Here is a 17038-nt window from a genome sequence, read left to right as displayed (position 1 = left end):
CGAGGGATTATGCGTTTCCGGCAACTGCTACCGCTCATTGGGGCACTTTTTTCGCTGTATATCATCTGGGGTTCCACCTACTTTGTCATTCGTATCGGCGTGGAGAGCTGGCCGCCGCTCATGATGGCGGGCGTACGCTTTCTCTCGGCGGGCGTGTTACTGATGGCCTTTCTGCTGTTACGGGGCCATAAGTTGCCTCCGCTTCGCCCGATGCTCAATGCCGCCCTGATTGGCCTGCTGCTACTGGCCATAGGGAATGGGTTTGTGACGGTCGCCGAGCACCAGAACGTGCCGTCCGGAATTGCCGCCGTCGTGGTCGCGACCGTCCCGCTGTTTACCCTGTGCTTTAGCCGTCTTTTCGGCATCCGCACCCGCAAGCTCGAATGGGTAGGGATTGGGATCGGGCTTGCCGGGATCATCCTGCTCAACAGCGGCGGCAACCTGAGCGGAAATCCGTGGGGCGCAGTGATTATCCTGATCGGCTCCATGAGCTGGGCATTTGGGTCGGTATACGGTTCACGAATTGAGCTGCCGACCGGCATGATGGCGGGCGCGATTGAGATGCTCGCGGCGGGAATTGTGCTGCTGATTGCCTCAACGCTGACGGGCGAAAAACTGACAGCCATGCCGGACCTTTCGGGCTTCCTGGCCGTGGGTTACCTGGCATTATTTGGCTCTGTCATCGCCATTAACGCCTATATGTTCTTGATCCGCAATGTCTCGCCGGCGATCGCGACCAGCTACGCTTACGTGAACCCGGTGGTTGCCGTACTGCTGGGCACCAGCTTTGCGGGCGAAACGTTATCTCCCGTGGAATGGCTGGCGCTGGGCGTGATTGTCTTTGCCGTTGTGCTGGTAACGCTGGGGAAATATCTGCTTCCTGCGAAGCCGGTTGTTACGCCGTGTGAGGTGGAGAAACCGTAAGCGGGTGAATACCCTGGGTGTCGATCTGCGCGGCCTGCCCGCCGCCGCAGATCCACTCTTCCAGCCGTTCTGTCAGGTCGGCATCGGTACGTCTTAATCTGCCGCGCAGCGCGCACTCCCAGACAATCAACACCCGCCAGCCCTGCGCGAGAAGCGTGCTAAGGTCACGGTTGTCCCGCGCGACGTTCTTGCCAATCTTCTCCAGCCAGAAATCCGTACGCGTCGCGGGAACCTTAAACAGGTAGCAGTCGTGGTGATGCCAGAAACAGCCGTGGGTAAAGATGATGCATTGATACGCATCGATAACGAAATCCGGACGGCCCGCAAGCGCGGCATCCTGCACGCGGAAATCAAACCCCGCCTCGGTCAGCAGCCCGGCTAGCCGCTTTTCAATGGCGGTATCACGCGTGCCGATGGCACGCATGTTTTTACTGCGCGTCGCCTTATCGTGAACATCCGTCATTGACGGCCTCACTCTCACGTAACGCCACGGCCTGTCTGATGCGGGAGGCCAGCAGTTTTGCCACCGCCGCAAACGCGGGAACGACCACCGAGTTACCAAACTGCCGATAAGCCTGGGTGTCCGACACCGGAATGCGGAAGGTGTAACCCTGCGGGGTCTCAAACCCCATCAGCCGAGCGCATTCACGCGGCGTTAAGCGGCGCGGACGGTGACGCTGGTTATCGGGATCGTCAAAATCTTTCTCCCCCAGCGCTTTATCCCAGCCCCGGTCGATCAGGATCTCTGCGCCATCTTTATAGTAGCGAGCGGACAACGTGCGCGTCACACAGTGCGGATCGTTCGGATTAACCATCCCGAAGCCAAAACCGTTGCCTTTGGCCTGGTGTTTTTTCGCATAGCGGTAAAGGTATTTCCACAGCACCGGGGTGAGGATAAATTTCGCGTCGACAACAGGCTCCAGCAGGTCGGCCACGGTTGGGCGACGCGCAGGATATAAAGAGGGAATATCCCGCAGGGTAAAATCCCCCTTCAGTTTGAGGTCGCGGCGAAAACCAACCAGCACAATGCGTTCGCGGTGCTGCGGCAGGAAATGCTTACCGTCGATGATTTTCGGGTCATCCGCGCCCATATGCTGAGCGTCCGCTACGTCATACCCCAGCTCCTCGAGCGTTTGCATGATAATGCGGAAGGTCTTCCCGCCGTCATGGCTCTTGAGATTCTTGACGTTCTCCAGCACGAAAATCGCCGGACGACGGGCATCGATAATGCGGACAACATCAAAGAACAGCGTGCCTTGCGTATCGCAGGCAAAACCGTGGGCGCGTCCGAGGGCATTCTTTTTCGACACGCCGGCCAGCGAGAAAGGCTGACACGGGAAGCCCGCCAGCAGGACATCATGGGCCGGAATTGACTGGCGAATGTGCTCAGCCGCCTCTTCATCACTCACGCCGCTTTTGTGGCTCAGCGTAACATCACGGATATCGGCGTTGAAACGGTGTTCATGGGGATCGCAGTACCAGTTGGCTTTGTAGGTACGGACCGCATGTTTGTTCCACTCGCTGGTAAACACACACTGCCCGCCAATAGCCTCAAACCCGTGTCGAATGCCGCCAATGCCGGCAAACAGATCGATAAAACGGAAGGCATAGTTCGGGTGCGCGGCTGAAGGACGCGGAAGCAGGTTTTGCAGGTAACGAAACTCGCCCTCACTCAGACGCTGCCCTGCCCGCTCGCTGGTCAGCAGTCTCTTCAGGATTGCCGGACTCCAGTGGCTCTCACCGTGCGCCACCAGCTGATTCGCCAGCGTTTTAGCATCATAGATATCCAGCAGCTGGCGCAATAAAGCCTGCACCGTTGCCGTTGATTTCTCAGCCTGCTCTGGCGCGGGCTCACTCACTGATCGATTTTCCTGCATTCTTTTAACCGGAGAATAAAGACTGGAAACAGATTACCACAGTTCACTCGCTCAAACTGCGACGGAAGCGGCTCAGCACCTGGGTATCCAGCCCCAGGCAGTCGCCCTGTAATTCGGCACTTAATTTCGCCATAAACTGGATGAGAAAATCGGCGTTGTGTTGCGCAAGTTCGCGCCCCACGTCTGTGTGCATTGTATCAGGCAAGCGCAGCAGCTTGGTCTGAAAATGGTCGAGGGCAAAGGCGCGGTCATTAAGGGTGCGCGCATCGGCAAACGGGTCTTCAGCGTTAAAGAGCGCCACGCCCAGCGCCCCCGATACCGCAAAGACGCGCGCAAGACCAATAGCACCAAGCGCTTCCAGCCGGTCAGCATCCTGAACAATTTTGGCTTCAAGACTGTGCGGCGCGATACCGGCGCTAAAACTGTGCGCTTCAATGGCATGCTCCACGGCCGCATAGCGTTCAGAGGAGAAATCCGGAAAATCGCGACGCAGAATGTCGAGCGTCTTGCTGGCCGCCAGACGTGATGACTGGCTGCGTTGGGGATGGTTTTTCGGCAGGCTGACAATGTCATGGAAATAACAGGCGGTCAGTACCACCAGTGAATCGACCGCCTGGTTCGCCATGATTTTTTGCGCCGTCATCCAGACACGACGAAAGTGCGAAATATCATGCGCGGCGTCGTGGGTCGCGTGGTTTTCATCGAGCCAACGCTCAAAGCGAGACTGCCACTGTGTAAGTTCCATCATCACGTCCTGTTGTTAAAACGGCTACAATAGCAACTTTCCCCGCCGCTATCACGGCTTGTCCTGACAGGGACGCGTGTACCCTGCATTCCCGAGGAAATATATTTAATATCAATTGGAGATATTAAATAATACTGCCGCTAAATACTTAATGATAATTTATTTCTATATATCCTAAGCTCTAATTCACCAGAAAAATAAAGCGACAGATAGAAATGTTTTGCAATATTTCTACGATTTTAATTACATTTATTTTTGAACCAAAATGACATTGCGTAGAATAGTATCAATTCTGTAATGACAGAGAGTGATTACATATATTCATATTAATTATCTTTAAAGGGAATATATAATGAAAAGAAAAGTTCTGGCAATTCTCGTACCCGCGTTATTAATGGCTGGCGCAGCACATGCAGCTGAAATGTATAACAAAAACGGCAATAAAGTTGATCTGTACGGTAAGATCGATGCGCGTCATACCTTCTCTGATCACCCTGGGGATGATGGCGATGAAACCTATGTACAAATTGGTTTCAAAGGCGAAACACAAATCACTAACGATGTTATTGGTTATGGCCAGTGGGAATATAAAACCTACGCCAATAATACCGAAGACGCCGGTGATACTTCTTTTAACCGTCTGGCGTACGCTGGCCTGAAATATGGCGAATACGGTTCATTCGATTACGGTCGTAATTACGGCGTCGTGTATGATGTTGAAGCCTGGACCGATATGCTGCCCGTATTTGGGGGCGATTCTTATACCTGGACCGACAACTTCATGGTCGGCCGTGCAAACGGTGTGGCGACCTACCGTAATGCCGATTTCTTCGGCCTGGTTGAGGGTCTGAACTTTGCGCTGCAGTATCAGGGGGCAAACGAAGGTCAGGACGCAACAGAAGATCAGGAAGGGACCAAGAACGGTCATAACGACGTGCGTTTCCAGAACGGTGACGGCTTCGGTATGTCCACTAGCTATGATTTCTCCGGCGATCTGTCTGGCCTGACCTTAGGCGCGGCCTACTCCTCTTCTGACCGTACCAATGAGCAGGAAGCGAAGGGTATACAAGACAGCGCACGTTTCGCCGGCGGTAAGACTGCGGAAGTGTGGACCGTTGGCGCGAAATATGATGCCAACAGCGTTTATCTGGCGATGATGTATGCGCAAACCCGTAATATGACGCCATATGGCGATACCGGGATTGCGGATGAGACGCAGAACTTTGAAGCCGTGGCGCAATACCAGTTCGACTTCGGCCTGCGTCCGTCCCTGGCATGGGTTTACTCCAAAGGCAAGGACATGACTTATCCTGGCAATGCGGGTAACCCACAGGGCCAGCATGGCGACATGGATCTGGTTAACTATATCGACGTCGGTATGACCTACAGCTTTAACAAAAACTTCTCCACCTATGTTGATTACAAAATCAACATGCTGGACAACGACGAAAGCTTCTACGAAGCAAACGGCATCTCTACAGATGACATCGTTGGCGTAGGTATGACGTACCAGTTCTAACTTCCCACTATGATAAAAGCCCGCATCGCGGGCTTTTTTTTATTCAACAGAGAAATGTTATGGAGCTTCCTGCAGTGCCAGACGAATAAAACCGTTATTCTGCGCCAGCAGTTCATGCGCCTTCCAGGCATCCAGCCCTGTCAGCACCATCAGCACCGCTGTTTTACAGTTATGGTTGCAGCTCTCCAGCGCGGCTTTCGCCGCTGACCGGGTGCATCCCCCCGCTTCCATGACGATGGCAATTTGCCGTTCAGACCATTTGGTGTTGCTGGCGTCCAGATCCACGCGCAGGTTGCTGAACACGCGTCCGGTTCGAACCGCCAGGCCGGTGGTTATCATGGTCAGGATCATTTTTTGTGCGATCCCGGCTTTGGTATTGATATAACCCGCGATCGCGTCCGCGCCAAGCTCCGGGGCAATCACCATGCTCGCCAGCTGCGCGGCTTCACTTTGCGCGTCATCCGTAATAGCCGCGACCGGGGAACCCAACGACCACGCATGGCGCATCGCGCCCCAGACCCACGGTGTTTTGCCGCTGACGGTGACCGCCAGCATCATATCCTGTTCACCAAATTTGATGGCCTGCAGGTCGGCGACACCGCGCTCGTAGCTGCCCGCCTCCTCTCCCGCCGTTATGGCGATGACAGGCGTTTTTCCCGGGGCATACTCATCGGCTGCCTGCTGCGCGACACGGCCTGACGGGCCGGCGCCAACAATGACCAGACGACCACCGTGACTCAGGGTCGCAGCGGCGTTATCCACCACGCGGGCGATCGTTGTTAAACATGGGGTTATTGCAGCGGAGATGAGGGCATCATCCTGGTGAATGACTTTCAGCATGTCCAGCGTGGACAATCTATCGATATTCATCGTGCTGGCGTGCCGTCTTTCCTTGACCGAACCGGTAAGCGTAATGCTCATAAACAACCTCCTTATTATGAGTACCCCTACACTATAAAGTGTTTTAGACAGGTGACCTGCGAGGAGGGTCACGAAAAGAGGACCGAATCCATGCCTTTACATGGCTTTAAGAAACGCCCGTCATCGGCGATAATTACCCCTTTCTTAATCATCGCGGAGTTTTGATGAGCGATTTGCAGCCCTTCCCCCTGACGCGCAAGCGCCCCATGAAACTGAACACCCTGGTCACGTTAATGGTGTGCGCGATTATCGGTTCTGTGCTGCTGTTGGTATTTGCGCTCTATTCCGTCCAAATCACCCGCGCCACCCGCGATGATGTTAAGGATACGGCCCTCGGTATCGCGCGAACGCTGGCCGACAGTCCCGAAATTCAACGCGGTCTGATGCAGGCTCCCCAGGCGGATATTATTCAGCCCATCGCCCAGGCGGTCACCAGGCGCAACGACCTGCTCTTCACCGTGGTCACCGACATGCGCGGTATTCGTTACTCGCACCCGAACGAAGCCCTGCTAGGTCTGCACTTTATCGGCGATGACCTGACGCCCGCGCTGGAAGGAAAGGAGCATGTCGCCGTTAACCGGGGTGCCCTCGCCGAAGCGCTTCGCGTCTTTACTCCCGTCTTTGATAGCCAGCACGAGCAGATCGGCGTGGTGGTGGTCGGCATCTCCCTTAAAAAAGTGGAAGATCAGATTGCCCGTGGGCGGCTTAACGCCATCTGGACCATATTATTCAGTATATTAATGAGCTCGCTGGCCATCTGGGGTCTGGTTCGCGTGCTCAAACGCATCCTGTTCGGCCTTGAGCCGTATGAGATCTCGGCGCTGTTCGAACAGCGGCAGGCGATGCTGCAGTCGCTTCGCGAAGGGGTACTGGCCGTGGATATTCAGGGTCGGGTGACGATGATTAACCACACCGCCAGAGAAATATTGCTTCTGCCTTCCGGCAAACAGACCGAAAATGCCAGTGCTCCCCTGCTGGCAAGCCTGCGGGAAGTCTCGAAGAGTGGCATTGCGCGCAAGGATCAGGAGATCAGCTGCAACGGGCGACTCTTGCTGTGCAACATGGTGCCTGTAAAAAGCCAGGAGCGGGTTATTGGTGCCATCACCACTTTTCGCGATAAAACGGAAATCAGCCAGCTGATGCAGCGCATCGATGGCATGGTCAATTATGTCGATGCCCTGCGCTCCCATACGCACGAGTTTATGAACAAACTGCACGTGATCCTCGGTCTGCTGCATATGAAGCGCTACGACAAACTTGAAGAGTACATCATCCAGACGGCGCATAATTATCAGACCGATATTGGTACCATTCAGAGCAAAGTTAAATCTCCGGTGATAGCCGGGTTCCTGCTGGGTAAAATCAACCGGGCTAAGGAAGCAGGGATCGCCCTGACGCTGGCCGATGAGTGCCAGATACCGGATACCGCCAACGAAGAGCAGGTTGCGGTGCTGATTACCGTGCTGGGTAACCTCATTGAAAACGCGCTCGACGCGATGGAAGGACAGCAGGAAGGCGAAATTGGCCTGCTGCTACATTATCAGAATGGCTGGCTCAGTTGCGAAGTCAGCGACGATGGCCCCGGTATTGATCCGGCTCAGCTCGAGGCTGTTTTTACAAAGGGCTTCTCAACCAAAGGCGAAAATCGCGGCGTTGGGCTGTTCCTTGCTCGTCAGCAGATCCAGAACCTGGGCGGAGATATTACCGTCGAGTCTGAGCCTGGCGTATTTACCCAATTTTTTGTTCACATCCCCTGGGATAGCGAGAGGAATATCGCGTGATAAATGTGTTAATTGTCGATGATGACGCCATGGTGGCCGACCTCAACCGTCTGTATGTCAACCGTGTTGAAGGCTTTAGCTGCTGCGGCGTCGCCTCCACGCTCAACCAGGCCAGGGCCATCATTAACGACCCCAGCCAGCCTGTCGATCTGGTGCTGCTGGATGTCTATATGCAGCAGGATAACGGGCTGGATCTCCTTCCCGTCATCCGTGCCTCAGGCCGGCCGATCGATGTCATTATGATCTCCTCCGCCGCCGATGCCGCCACCATCCAGACCTCCATCCATTACGGTGTGGTGGATTATCTGATTAAACCGTTCCAGTTCCCGCGTTTTGAAGAGGCGCTGAACGGCTGGAAGGCAAAGCACAGCCTGATGGGATCGCATCAGTACTATGAGCAAGCCGACGTCGACAGATTGATCCACGGCGGTGCGCCGGAACTGGCGGACAGTAAAAAACTGCCGAAAGGGTTAACGCCGCAAACGCTGCGTACGATTTGTCAGTGGATTGATGCGCACCCGGAGACGGAGTTTTCCACCGATGATCTGGCAAACGCGGTCAATATTTCACGCGTGTCCTGTCGCAAATACCTGATCTGGCTGGCGCAAATCAACATTCTGTTTACCAGCATTCACTACGGTGCCACCGGGCGGCCGGTGTATCGCTATCGCCTGCAGCCCGAACAGACGGCACTGCTCAAGCAGTACTGTCAGTAACGCGGTAGCTGTTATCCAGCAAGGTAAAGCGGAAGTGGTGCGCTGAAGAGAGCACCACTTCTTTTGTTTTGGTCACGAAGATTGCTTCAATGTCGGGTCGTGCACGCAGCGCTGAACAGCCTTTACTGACGCCCATGCCGTACATCAGCGTGGTCCAGATATCACCATCAATGGAGTTTTTCGAAATGATGGTGACGCTGTCCAGTTCGTTATCCAGCGGATAGCCGGTGCGCGGGTCAAGTATGTGGTGATAACGCCTGCCGTTCTGCTCAAAAAAGCGTTCGTAGGTACCCGATGTCACCACCGACATGTTCTCTACGGTCATCGTACCGATCAGCGCCTCCCCGGCGAACGGTTTTTTGAGCCCCACGCTCCAGCCCCCTTCCGGTGAACCCAGCGTCTGGATATTACCGCCAAGATTTATAAGCCCCAGTTGAGCACCCTCTTTACGCAGGTAATCGCGCACTCTGTCGGCGATATAGCCTTTGGCGATGGCCCCCAGATCAATCTCCATGCCCGCCCGGGCCAGGAACACGCTGCTGCTGGCCTCATCAAGGACCACATCCTCAGGATGGGTAATGGCGAGCAACGACGCGATTTCATCGGCAGGCGGAACGCTATCTCCCCGAAAACCGATTTTCCAGCGTTTCACCAGCGGGCCGATGGCCAGGTTAAATGCGCTGTCCTTGAGCTGGCTTGCCGCTTTCGCACAGCGGATAAGCTCAAAAACCGGGCGACTGACGGTGACAGGATGCTGGCCGGCAGCATGGTTGATATCCATCACCTGCGAGCTGGCACGGTTGACGGTCAGCAGGTCTTCATACTGTTTAATCAGTCTAAAAACGCGAGAAGCGAGGGCTTCATCATGAGAGAAAAGCTTCAGGAGAATGGGCGATCCCATCAGAACGGCGGAGTAACTGTAGACGCGGTGGTCAGAAGACATGGTGCAAGCTCCCTGGTTGAAATGCCAGATACACGGTGCGTATCCGGCATACCCTTACGGCTGACTTACGCCCTTTTCGCGCGCATCGCCGCCTGATGTCCGGCAAGCGTACCAAAAATAATGATATCTGCCACCGCGTTACCCCCGATGCGGTTACCACCGTGGATACCACCGACCACTTCACCGGCCGCAAACGCCCCTGGCAGCACGTTGTGGTTGCTGTCCAGTACGCAGGTTTCGGTGTTAATGGTCACACCGCCCATGGTGTGGTGCACGCCCGGCGCAATCTGAATGGCATAGAATGGCCCTTCGTTGATTGGTGCACGCAGCGCGGTCGTACGGCCAAAATCGTCATCGTGCTGTTTTTCAACAAAGCCGTTGTAACGCTCCAGGGTCGCCAGGAAAGCGTGGTAATCCATACCCAGGGCTTCAGCCAGCGCTTTAGGTGAGCTGGCGCTGGTGACAAACCCTTTGGCGATGTACTCATCTGCCGCTTTGTTTTTGGCGCGGACATGCTCATCAAAGACGATGTAAGCGTATTTCTCCGGCAGGGCGATAATTTGTGCAGAGACTTTATCGCGGGTTTCCATCTCGTTGAAGAAACGGTTCCCCTGCTGGTTCACCAGAATCGCCCCGCCACCGCGGATGGATTCGGAAATCAGGTACGAGGTTTTCTGCTCAACGGTTGGGTGGATCTGGATTTCCCCCATATCGACCGTACCGGCGCCAATACGCTCCAGCAGCGCGATACCGCCCCCTGTCGCCCCTTTGTGGTTGGTGGTCACGAAACCTTCCAGGTCAGGACGGTACTTAACCACCATCTGGCTATTGGCGCTGAAACCACCGGTAGCCACAATGACGCTTTTGGTTGCTACGGTAAGGGTTTCGTTTTCTTCCGTGGTCAGACGTACGCCGGTGACTTCGCCGTTCTCGAAGAGAATGTCGCTGACCGACGTATCGAGCATGACCTCGATGTTGCGTTTGTTGACGTTACGCACCAGGCCGCTAATCAGATAGCCGCCCACCGCAGAACCGTCTTTTGGACGGTGAGTACGGTCGATGCTCATCCCGCCGGTGGTGGTGATGTCGTTGAGCATAATGCCGCGGGTCGCCAGCCACTCTATCGCCTGTGGGGCATTTTCCACAAAGCGGCGCAACAGTTCCGGGTTGTTCTTGTTTTTACCGCCTTTCAGGCTTTCCTGATAGAACAGCTCTTTGCTGTCCTGAATTCCTTTCACCCGCTGGAAGCGTGTTTCCGCGGCGTTCATCCCCGCAGACGCTTTAATGGTGTTACCGCCGATGGAGGGCATTTTCTCAACAATCAGCACGCTTGCGCCTTCGTCATGCGCCTGGATTGCTGCGGCCAGACCCGCGCCACCGCTACCGACCACCACAACGTCAACGCTTCGGGTCTCGTTCGGGTCGACACCCTCTTCGGCTGCCAGCGCTTTGCTGGATTTCAGCATGGCTTTAGACACCGCTTTTTTGACCGCTTCACTCTGGCTGGTTGCACCGGTAATGGCATCCACGTGCGGGGTGTTTGCATCCAGAATACGGGTGCGGATCTCTTCGAAGCTGGTGACAAACTCAACGTCCTGGGTCGGGCCAGAAGCCAGTTCAATGTCGGCGATGCGGTCGGTCTCCAGGCTGACGTTAATCACCAGTTCGTTGCTATCGTCCCGAACATTCTCACTAAACATGCCCGGTTTAAATTTCGATTCACCCATGCTCATATCGCGGATCATCGCCTCCACCAGCGAGAAACGCCACAGCGGCTCAGGGATGCTTAGCGCTTCGCGTCGGGTGCTGTCCATAAACAGTTCCAGCGTTTCTCCCGCCGCGATGCGGTCTGTCCAGTCCGGGTAGGCTATAGTGGCGCGGCCTACGGCGATAAGATCGTAGCCATGTTCCAGCGCCTCGTTCGCATCCGCGGCATTGACCACGCCACCGACGCCCATGACCGGCACCTGCGCCAGCGTGTCAGAACGCATTGCGCGGTATTTTTCGATAAGCGGGGTCGGATCCTGCGTGTCGACAATAGAAGGACGCAGGGTTGCGCCAACGGAGAAGTGCAGATAATCCACACCGCGCGCGGCCAGCTTTTCCAGCAGGTACATGGTGTCTTCAAAGCGGATGCCCGGCTCTTCCAGCTCTTCAGGGGAGAAGCGATAGCCGATGATAAAGGCGTCATCGGCGTACTGGCGCACCATTTTATGGGTGATGTCGAGCACGGCCAGCGGGAATTTCGCGCGGTTATCGCGGCTGCCCCCCCACTCGTCGTCACGCTGGTTAGAGTTTGGAGAGTAGAACTGCTGAATCAAATAGGTGTTGGCCCCATGGATTTCAACGCCATCGAAACCCGCCTGAATCGCACGGCGTACTGCTTCACCGAACTTACCAATCATCCCTTCGACTTCTTCTCCCGTCAGGGCAACCGGCGTGGCGGCGCCGTCACGCGGCGCGGCAACGGCACTTGGCCCCACCGGCGTGCGGCCACCGATCAGTTTCGGATCAACCATGCGGCCGCCGTGGTAGATCTGCAGCAGCGCTTTAGAGCCTTTGGACTTAATCGCCTCAGCGATCTTCGCCAGCCCGGCGATTTTCTCGTCGTTATCAATGCCAATCGCACCCGGGAAGGCGAGACCGAGATCGTCAACAAAGCAGCACTCAACAATAATGGTACCAATACTGCCTGAGCGGGCGCGATAGTACTCAACCAGCTCGCTGGTCACCGTACCGTCGTAATAACCGGTACAGGTCGTCATAGGGGCCATTAACAAACGGTTTTTCAGTTCGGTACCATTCGGTAATGTGAAGGGGCTTAGAATACGTTCGTTAGTGCTCATAATAGAAACTCCAAACTTTAAAATTAAGAATTCGTTATCGGGCTCAGTTTTATTTCGATTTTTTATTCCGATGTCATAATACTAATATAATGATTTTTTTAGTTTCTAAAGCTATTACGTTAGTTAAAAAACTATTTAATCCCTTCAATAACATTAATAACACATTGGTGTTAGCAATATTAATTACTCCATTCACAATCCTTTAAACACTGTTAACGTATCAATGACCTTTTCACGATCCCAAGAGACAAAAACAAACCATTAAAAACAAAGAGTTATATGAAAATGGCTATTTGAAATGTTAACAACATTGAGTAAAATCCATATCAAAATAAATAATACCCACATACGCCAGAGTGGTTATTATCAACTGAACAAAAACACCACCGCAACTCTATTTTTTTGATCGCGATCAAGCATCGAGACAGTCAAAGGCGCAATATATAAATATCATCAATTTTTAATTTAGCGCATCAAAAATGCGTTAAATCGCTATTGCTGAAATAGCAAATGCGCACCTTTAGTAACTAACAAAAATAAAAACAAACTAAAGAAAGCAAATGAATATTTCAGCGCATAACCGAATTCCTGACAACTTAAGACGCGAAACTATGAATACAAAAACTGCTGTAACGCCCCCTGTGGCGAGTCAAGCATCCAACGGAAAGGCAAAACGTCTGCTAATGATGGCATTGCCCGTTGTCGTTGCCGTGCTGTTACTGTTTGTTCCGGTCCCGGAAGGGCTTCCTCCTTACGCGTGGCACTACTTCGCTATCTTTGTCGGCGTGATTGTCGGTTTGATCTTCGAACCGCTGCCAGGCGCGGTCATTGGCCTGACCGGCGTCGTGGCGATTGCGCTCTGCAGTCAGTGGGTGTTGTTCAGCCCGGAACAATTGGCCGACCCGAAATTCAAACTGGCGGGTGCCTCCTTTAAATGGGCCGTGAGCGGTTTTGGTAACTCTACCGTATGGCTGATTTTCGGTGCCTTCATGTTTGCCGCAGGCTATGACAAAACCCGCTTCGGCCGCCGTCTGGCGCTGATTCTGGTGAAATATCTGGGTCGTCGCAGCCTGACGCTCGGTTACGCTATCACCTTCGCGGACCTGCTGCTGGCACCGTTTACACCTTCCAACACCGCGCGTAGTGGCGGGACCATCTATCCGATTATCGCTAACCTGCCGCCGCTGTATGGTTCGAAACCGAACGATCCAAGCGCGCGTAAAATTGGTTCTTACCTGATGTGGGTGGCGATCACCGCGGCCTGTATTACCAGCTCAATGTTCCTGTCTGCCCTCGCACCGAACCTGCTGGCGCTGGCGCTGGTGAAAAGCACCGTGGGGATCGACATCTCCTGGGGCACCTGGTTTATCGCATTCCTGCCGCTGGGCGTGCTGCTGATTCTGACCATGCCGCTGCTGGCCTACTGGTTCTACCCGCCTGAAGTTAAAGTGAACAACGAAGTGCCACTGTGGGCGACCCGTGAACTGGAAAAACTGGGCAAACTGTCCCGTAACGAAATCCTGCTGCTGATTTTCGTCTGCTGCGCGCTGCTGATGTGGATTTTCGCCGCCGCGTGGATTGAACCGGCAATGGCTGCACTGTTAATCGTGGGTCTGATGCTGTGGACCGGGGTGCTGGAGTGGAACGATATCACCGGGAATAAAGCCGCCTGGAACACCTTCGTCTGGTTCGCCACCCTGGTTGCGCTGGCGGATGGCCTCTCCTCCACGGGCTTCATTAGCTGGCTGGGTAAAGAAGGTGGTCTGCTGATGAGCGGTATCTCGCCGGGTGTTGCCACCATCGTACTGCTGCTGGCGTTCTACCTGCTGCACTACCTGTTTGCCAGCACCACCGCACACACCACGGCGCTGCTGCCAGCGATGCTGACCATCGCCTCTACCATTCCGGGCATGAATATGGAGGTGTTCGTCCTGCTGATGGTGACCTCCCTGGGTGTCATGGGGATTATCACCCCTTACGGTACCGGCCCTAGCCCTATCTACTACGGTAGCGGCTACCTGCCAACCAAAGACTACTGGCGCCTCGGCACCATCTTTGGTGCCATCTTCCTGGCGGCCCTGCTGCTGATTGGTTATCCGTGGATGTCCATGCTGTTCTGATCCCTGACCGCCGGGCTACCTCTCCGGCGGTTTTATTTTTTTGGAGCAATACGCTATGTCAAACAAACCGTTTTACTACCAGAACCCCTTCCCTCTCGCACACGACGATACCGAATACTATCTGCTGACCAAAGAACACGTCTCTGTTGCCGAATTTGAGGGTCAGGAGATCCTGAAAGTGGAACCCGAAGCGCTGACGCTGCTGGCACAGCAGGCTTTCCACGACGCCGCCTTTATGCTGCGCCCTTCGCATCAGAAACAGGTTGCCGCGATTCTTAACGACCCACAAGCCAGCGAAAATGATAAATACGTTGCCCTGCAGTTCCTGCGCAACTCTGAAATCGCGGCCAAAGGCGTGCTGCCCACCTGCCAGGATACCGGCACGGCGATCATCATGGGTAAAAAAGGCCAGCGCGTCTGGACCGGTGGCGGTGACGAAGCCGCGCTGAGTCAGGGTGTCTATAACACCTACATCGAAGATAACCTGCGTTATTCCCAGAATGCCGCGCTGGATATGTATAAAGAAGTCAATACCGGCACTAACCTGCCTGCGCAGATCGATCTCTACAGCGTCGACGGGGACGAATATAAATTCCTGTGCATGGCAAAAGGCGGCGGTTCCGCGAATAAAACCTATCTCTATCAGGAAACCAAAGCGCTGATTACCCCGGCGAAGCTGAAAAACTATCTGGTTGAGAAAATGCGTACCCTGGGTACCGCGGCCTGCCCGCCTTACCATATTGCCTTCGTGATTGGGGGAACGTCGGCTGAAGCGACGCTGAAAACCGTTAAGCTCGCCTCAACGCGCTATTACGACGCGCTGCCCACCGAAGGTAACGAACACGGTCAGGCGTTCCGTGATGTTCAGCTCGAACAGGAACTGCTTCAGGAAGCACAGAACCTCGGCCTGGGCGCACAGTTTGGCGGGAAATACTTCGCCCATGATATTCGCGTGATCCGTCTGCCGCGCCACGGCGCCTCCTGCCCCATTGGTATGGGCGTCTCCTGCTCCGCTGACCGCAACATCAAAGCCAAAATCAACCGCGACGGTATCTGGATTGAAAAACTGGAGCACAATCCGGGCCAGTATATTCCTGAATCCCTGCGTCAACAGGGCGAAGGCGACGTGGTCAGCATCAATCTGAATAAGCCGATGAAGGAGATCCTGGCCCAGCTTTCTGCTCATCCGGTCTCTACCCGCCTGTCACTGAACGGCACCATCATCGTGGCGCGCGACATTGCCCACGCGAAGCTGAAAGAGCTGCTCGACAACGGTGAAGAACTGCCGCAGTACGTCAAAGACCATCCAATCTACTACGCAGGCCCGGCCAAGACTCCGGAAGGCTATGCATCAGGCTCTCTCGGCCCAACCACGGCTGGACGGATGGATTCGTACGTCGACCTGCTGCAGTCTCACGGTGCGAGCATGATCATGCTGGCGAAAGGCAACCGTAGCCAGCAGGTGACCGATGCCTGTCATAAGCACGGCGGTTTCTACCTCGGCAGCATCGGCGGCCCGGCGGCGGTACTGGCACAAAACAGCATCAAGCGTCTGGAGTGCGTGGCCTATCCTGAGCTGGGTATGGAAGCCATCTGGAAAATCGAAGTGGAAAACTTCCCGGCGTTTATCCTGGTGGATGACAAAGGTAACGACTTCTTCCAGCAGATCCAGAATCAGCAGTGCAATGGGTGTTCACAGCGCTGAGTTTTTCCACAACGCCGGTAACAGCGACAGCGTTTCAGCGATCCTCTCTCGCTTGTCGCTTCCCGGCTTCCAGATGGTCACCATCGTCTGACTTATCCCCTGGCTGCCCACTTCGGTGTGCAGCCTTTTTACCTTTTTCCACCCGGTCGGCTGGAAATGCGTCGGTAAAAATCCCCAGCCGCATCCCTGCTCCAGCAGGCCCCGCAACATCTCCAGCTCATTGGTGAAAAGGGTGTGCCCCGAAATCTGCAGACGACGTGCCACCGGCTCATCCGAGGCGGCGTGCATAATCACCTGCGGCACCAGCGATAACTCAAGCAGCGACAGCGGCTGCGTGGTTTCAGCGAACAGCGTGTTGCAGGCGTAGAAATCCATATCGATCGCCCCGAGCGCCCGCCACTCCATTTCATTACCCACACTGCGATTACGTGCCTGGCAAATGCCCAGATCCGCCTGCCCGCTGGCCAGCATCGCTTCAGCCTCATCCCGGGAGGCGCTGACCAGGCTCAAACGTAAATGTCGCTTCGCCATCTCGCCAATCAGCGCCTGCAAAAATGGCCTTGAGGTAAAGGGATCGTAAACCAGCGTGATGTCCTGCGTAGCACGATCCGGCACCGCGCTGGCAAATGCCTCAAAGGCTTTCACCTGGCGCATCAGCAGGTGCGCCTGCCGCTGCAGCTGCTCGCCCTCAGAGGTCAGACGCAGCGTGCGTCCTTCACGCACAAACAGCCTGTACCCTAATCCATCTTCGAGAAAATCAATCAGGTCGCGCAGCGTCGTACGATCTTTCCCGAGCTTCATCGCCGCTTTTGCCAGGCCACCGTATTCCACCACGGCGGTAAACGCTTCCAGTTGGGCAAAGGAATAAATTACCGTCGTCACGCCACTCTCCATTCAGTTTTCGGGGGGAATTTCCCCCATTACGCGTTTTTTATTATAAG

At 54.8% G+C, this 17038-nt stretch carries 13 protein-coding genes; 6 read left to right on the top strand and 7 right to left on the bottom strand.

Annotated features, from left to right (window positions below):
• Positions 1-9 precede the first annotated feature (9 nt).
• The gene (gene yedA, locus AM410_RS16110) at positions 10-924 is read left to right on the top strand and encodes a drug/metabolite exporter YedA (protein ID WP_020883329.1); all 915 of its coding nucleotides are present in this window, start codon (positions 10-12) and stop codon (positions 922-924) included.
• Here yedA and AM410_RS16105 read toward each other — a convergent pair.
• From AM410_RS16105 to AM410_RS16095, 3 genes are all read right to left on the bottom strand, one after another.
• A complete protein-coding gene (locus tag AM410_RS16105) occupies positions 896-1387 on the bottom strand; it encodes a very short patch repair endonuclease (protein WP_050737015.1) in 492 nt (163 codons plus the stop codon). The genes yedA and AM410_RS16105 overlap by 29 nt on opposite strands.
• Positions 1368-2783, bottom strand: coding sequence for a DNA cytosine methyltransferase (locus AM410_RS16100; protein WP_108648138.1), 1416 nt, complete (start codon positions 2781-2783; stop codon positions 1368-1370). Before AM410_RS16100 ends, AM410_RS16105 begins: the two co-directional genes overlap by 20 nt.
• A gap of 61 nt (positions 2784-2844) precedes the next feature.
• Entirely contained in the window at positions 2845-3546 is a 702-nt protein-coding gene (locus AM410_RS16095) for a phosphohydrolase (RefSeq protein WP_044867870.1), read from the bottom strand.
• A 352-nt stretch (positions 3547-3898) separates the two neighbouring features.
• On the opposite strand from AM410_RS16095, the gene ompC reads away from it, so the two are divergent.
• Entirely contained in the window at positions 3899-5065 is a 1167-nt protein-coding gene (gene ompC, locus AM410_RS16090; protein ID WP_044867871.1) for a porin OmpC, read from the top strand.
• 57 nt (positions 5066-5122) lie between these two features.
• On the opposite strand, the gene AM410_RS16085 is transcribed toward ompC, so the two are convergent.
• Positions 5123-5986 carry an N-acetylmuramic acid 6-phosphate etherase gene (locus tag AM410_RS16085; protein ID WP_020883324.1) on the bottom strand — a complete coding sequence of 288 codons (864 nt, stop codon included), beginning with the start codon at positions 5984-5986 and terminating at the stop codon, positions 5123-5125.
• 164 nt (positions 5987-6150) lie between these two features.
• Here AM410_RS16085 and AM410_RS16080 point away from each other — a divergent pair, with 164 nt between their 5' ends.
• Entirely contained in the window at positions 6151-7767 is a 1617-nt protein-coding gene (locus AM410_RS16080) for a sensor histidine kinase (protein WP_108648137.1), read from the top strand.
• Complete coding sequence (gene dcuR, locus AM410_RS16075) at positions 7764-8483, top strand: two-component system response regulator DcuR (protein WP_014170753.1); 720 nt, start codon at positions 7764-7766, stop codon at positions 8481-8483. The genes AM410_RS16080 and dcuR overlap by 4 nt, the downstream gene beginning before the upstream one ends.
• Here dcuR and AM410_RS16070 read toward each other — a convergent pair.
• Positions 8464-9426: an FAD:protein FMN transferase gene (locus AM410_RS16070; protein WP_108648136.1), complete on the bottom strand. Its 963-nt coding sequence runs from the start codon at positions 9424-9426 to the stop codon at positions 8464-8466. The two genes, dcuR and AM410_RS16070, sit on opposite strands and share 20 nt — an antisense overlap.
• Before the next feature lie 65 nt (positions 9427-9491).
• On the bottom strand, positions 9492-12272 hold the full coding sequence (locus AM410_RS16065; RefSeq protein ID WP_049023026.1) for a flavocytochrome c: 2781 nt from the start codon (positions 12270-12272) through the stop codon (positions 9492-9494).
• 611 nt (positions 12273-12883) lie between these two features.
• Between AM410_RS16065 and AM410_RS16060 the strand changes: the two genes are divergently transcribed.
• Positions 12884-14392: an anion permease gene (locus AM410_RS16060; protein WP_108648135.1), complete on the top strand. Its 1509-nt coding sequence runs from the start codon at positions 12884-12886 to the stop codon at positions 14390-14392.
• A 55-nt stretch (positions 14393-14447) separates the two neighbouring features.
• Positions 14448-16097 carry a class I fumarate hydratase FumA gene (gene fumA, locus AM410_RS16055; RefSeq protein ID WP_025203790.1) on the top strand — a complete coding sequence of 550 codons (1650 nt, stop codon included), beginning with the start codon at positions 14448-14450 and terminating at the stop codon, positions 16095-16097.
• On the opposite strand, the gene AM410_RS16050 is transcribed toward fumA, so the two are convergent.
• Positions 16086-16991, bottom strand: coding sequence for a LysR family transcriptional regulator (locus AM410_RS16050; protein WP_032680673.1), 906 nt, complete (start codon positions 16989-16991; stop codon positions 16086-16088). The genes fumA and AM410_RS16050 overlap by 12 nt on opposite strands.
• Positions 16992-17038 lie beyond the last annotated feature (47 nt).

The sequence above is a fragment of the Enterobacter cloacae complex sp. FDA-CDC-AR_0164 genome (genome assembly GCF_003071645.1).
Taxonomy (GTDB): Bacteria; Pseudomonadota; Gammaproteobacteria; order Enterobacterales; family Enterobacteriaceae; genus Enterobacter; species Enterobacter ludwigii.
This window is presented reverse-complemented; position numbering and strand designations above follow the sequence as displayed.

Bases quoted from the DNA above. Each gene is read 5' to 3' on its own strand.
- yedA (WP_020883329.1), top strand. From the start codon at position 10: ATGCGTTTCCGGCAACTGCTACCGCTCATTGGGGCACTTTTTTCGCTG.
- AM410_RS16105 (WP_050737015.1), bottom strand. From the start codon at position 1,387: ATGACGGATGTTCACGATAAGGCGACGCGCAGTAAAAACATGCGTGCC.
- AM410_RS16095 (WP_044867870.1), bottom strand. From the start codon at position 3,546: ATGGAACTTACACAGTGGCAGTCTCGCTTTGAGCGTTGGCTCGATGAA.
- ompC (WP_044867871.1), top strand. From the start codon at position 3,899: ATGAAAAGAAAAGTTCTGGCAATTCTCGTACCCGCGTTATTAATGGCT.
- AM410_RS16085 (WP_020883324.1), bottom strand. From the start codon at position 5,986: ATGAGCATTACGCTTACCGGTTCGGTCAAGGAAAGACGGCACGCCAGC.
- AM410_RS16080 (WP_108648137.1), top strand. From the start codon at position 6,151: ATGAGCGATTTGCAGCCCTTCCCCCTGACGCGCAAGCGCCCCATGAAA.
- AM410_RS16070 (WP_108648136.1), bottom strand. From the start codon at position 9,426: ATGTCTTCTGACCACCGCGTCTACAGTTACTCCGCCGTTCTGATGGGA.
- AM410_RS16065 (WP_049023026.1), bottom strand. From the start codon at position 12,272: ATGAGCACTAACGAACGTATTCTAAGCCCCTTCACATTACCGAATGGT.
- AM410_RS16060 (WP_108648135.1), top strand. From the start codon at position 12,884: ATGAATACAAAAACTGCTGTAACGCCCCCTGTGGCGAGTCAAGCATCC.
- fumA (WP_025203790.1), top strand. From the start codon at position 14,448: ATGTCAAACAAACCGTTTTACTACCAGAACCCCTTCCCTCTCGCACAC.
- AM410_RS16050 (WP_032680673.1), bottom strand. From the start codon at position 16,991: ATGGAGAGTGGCGTGACGACGGTAATTTATTCCTTTGCCCAACTGGAA.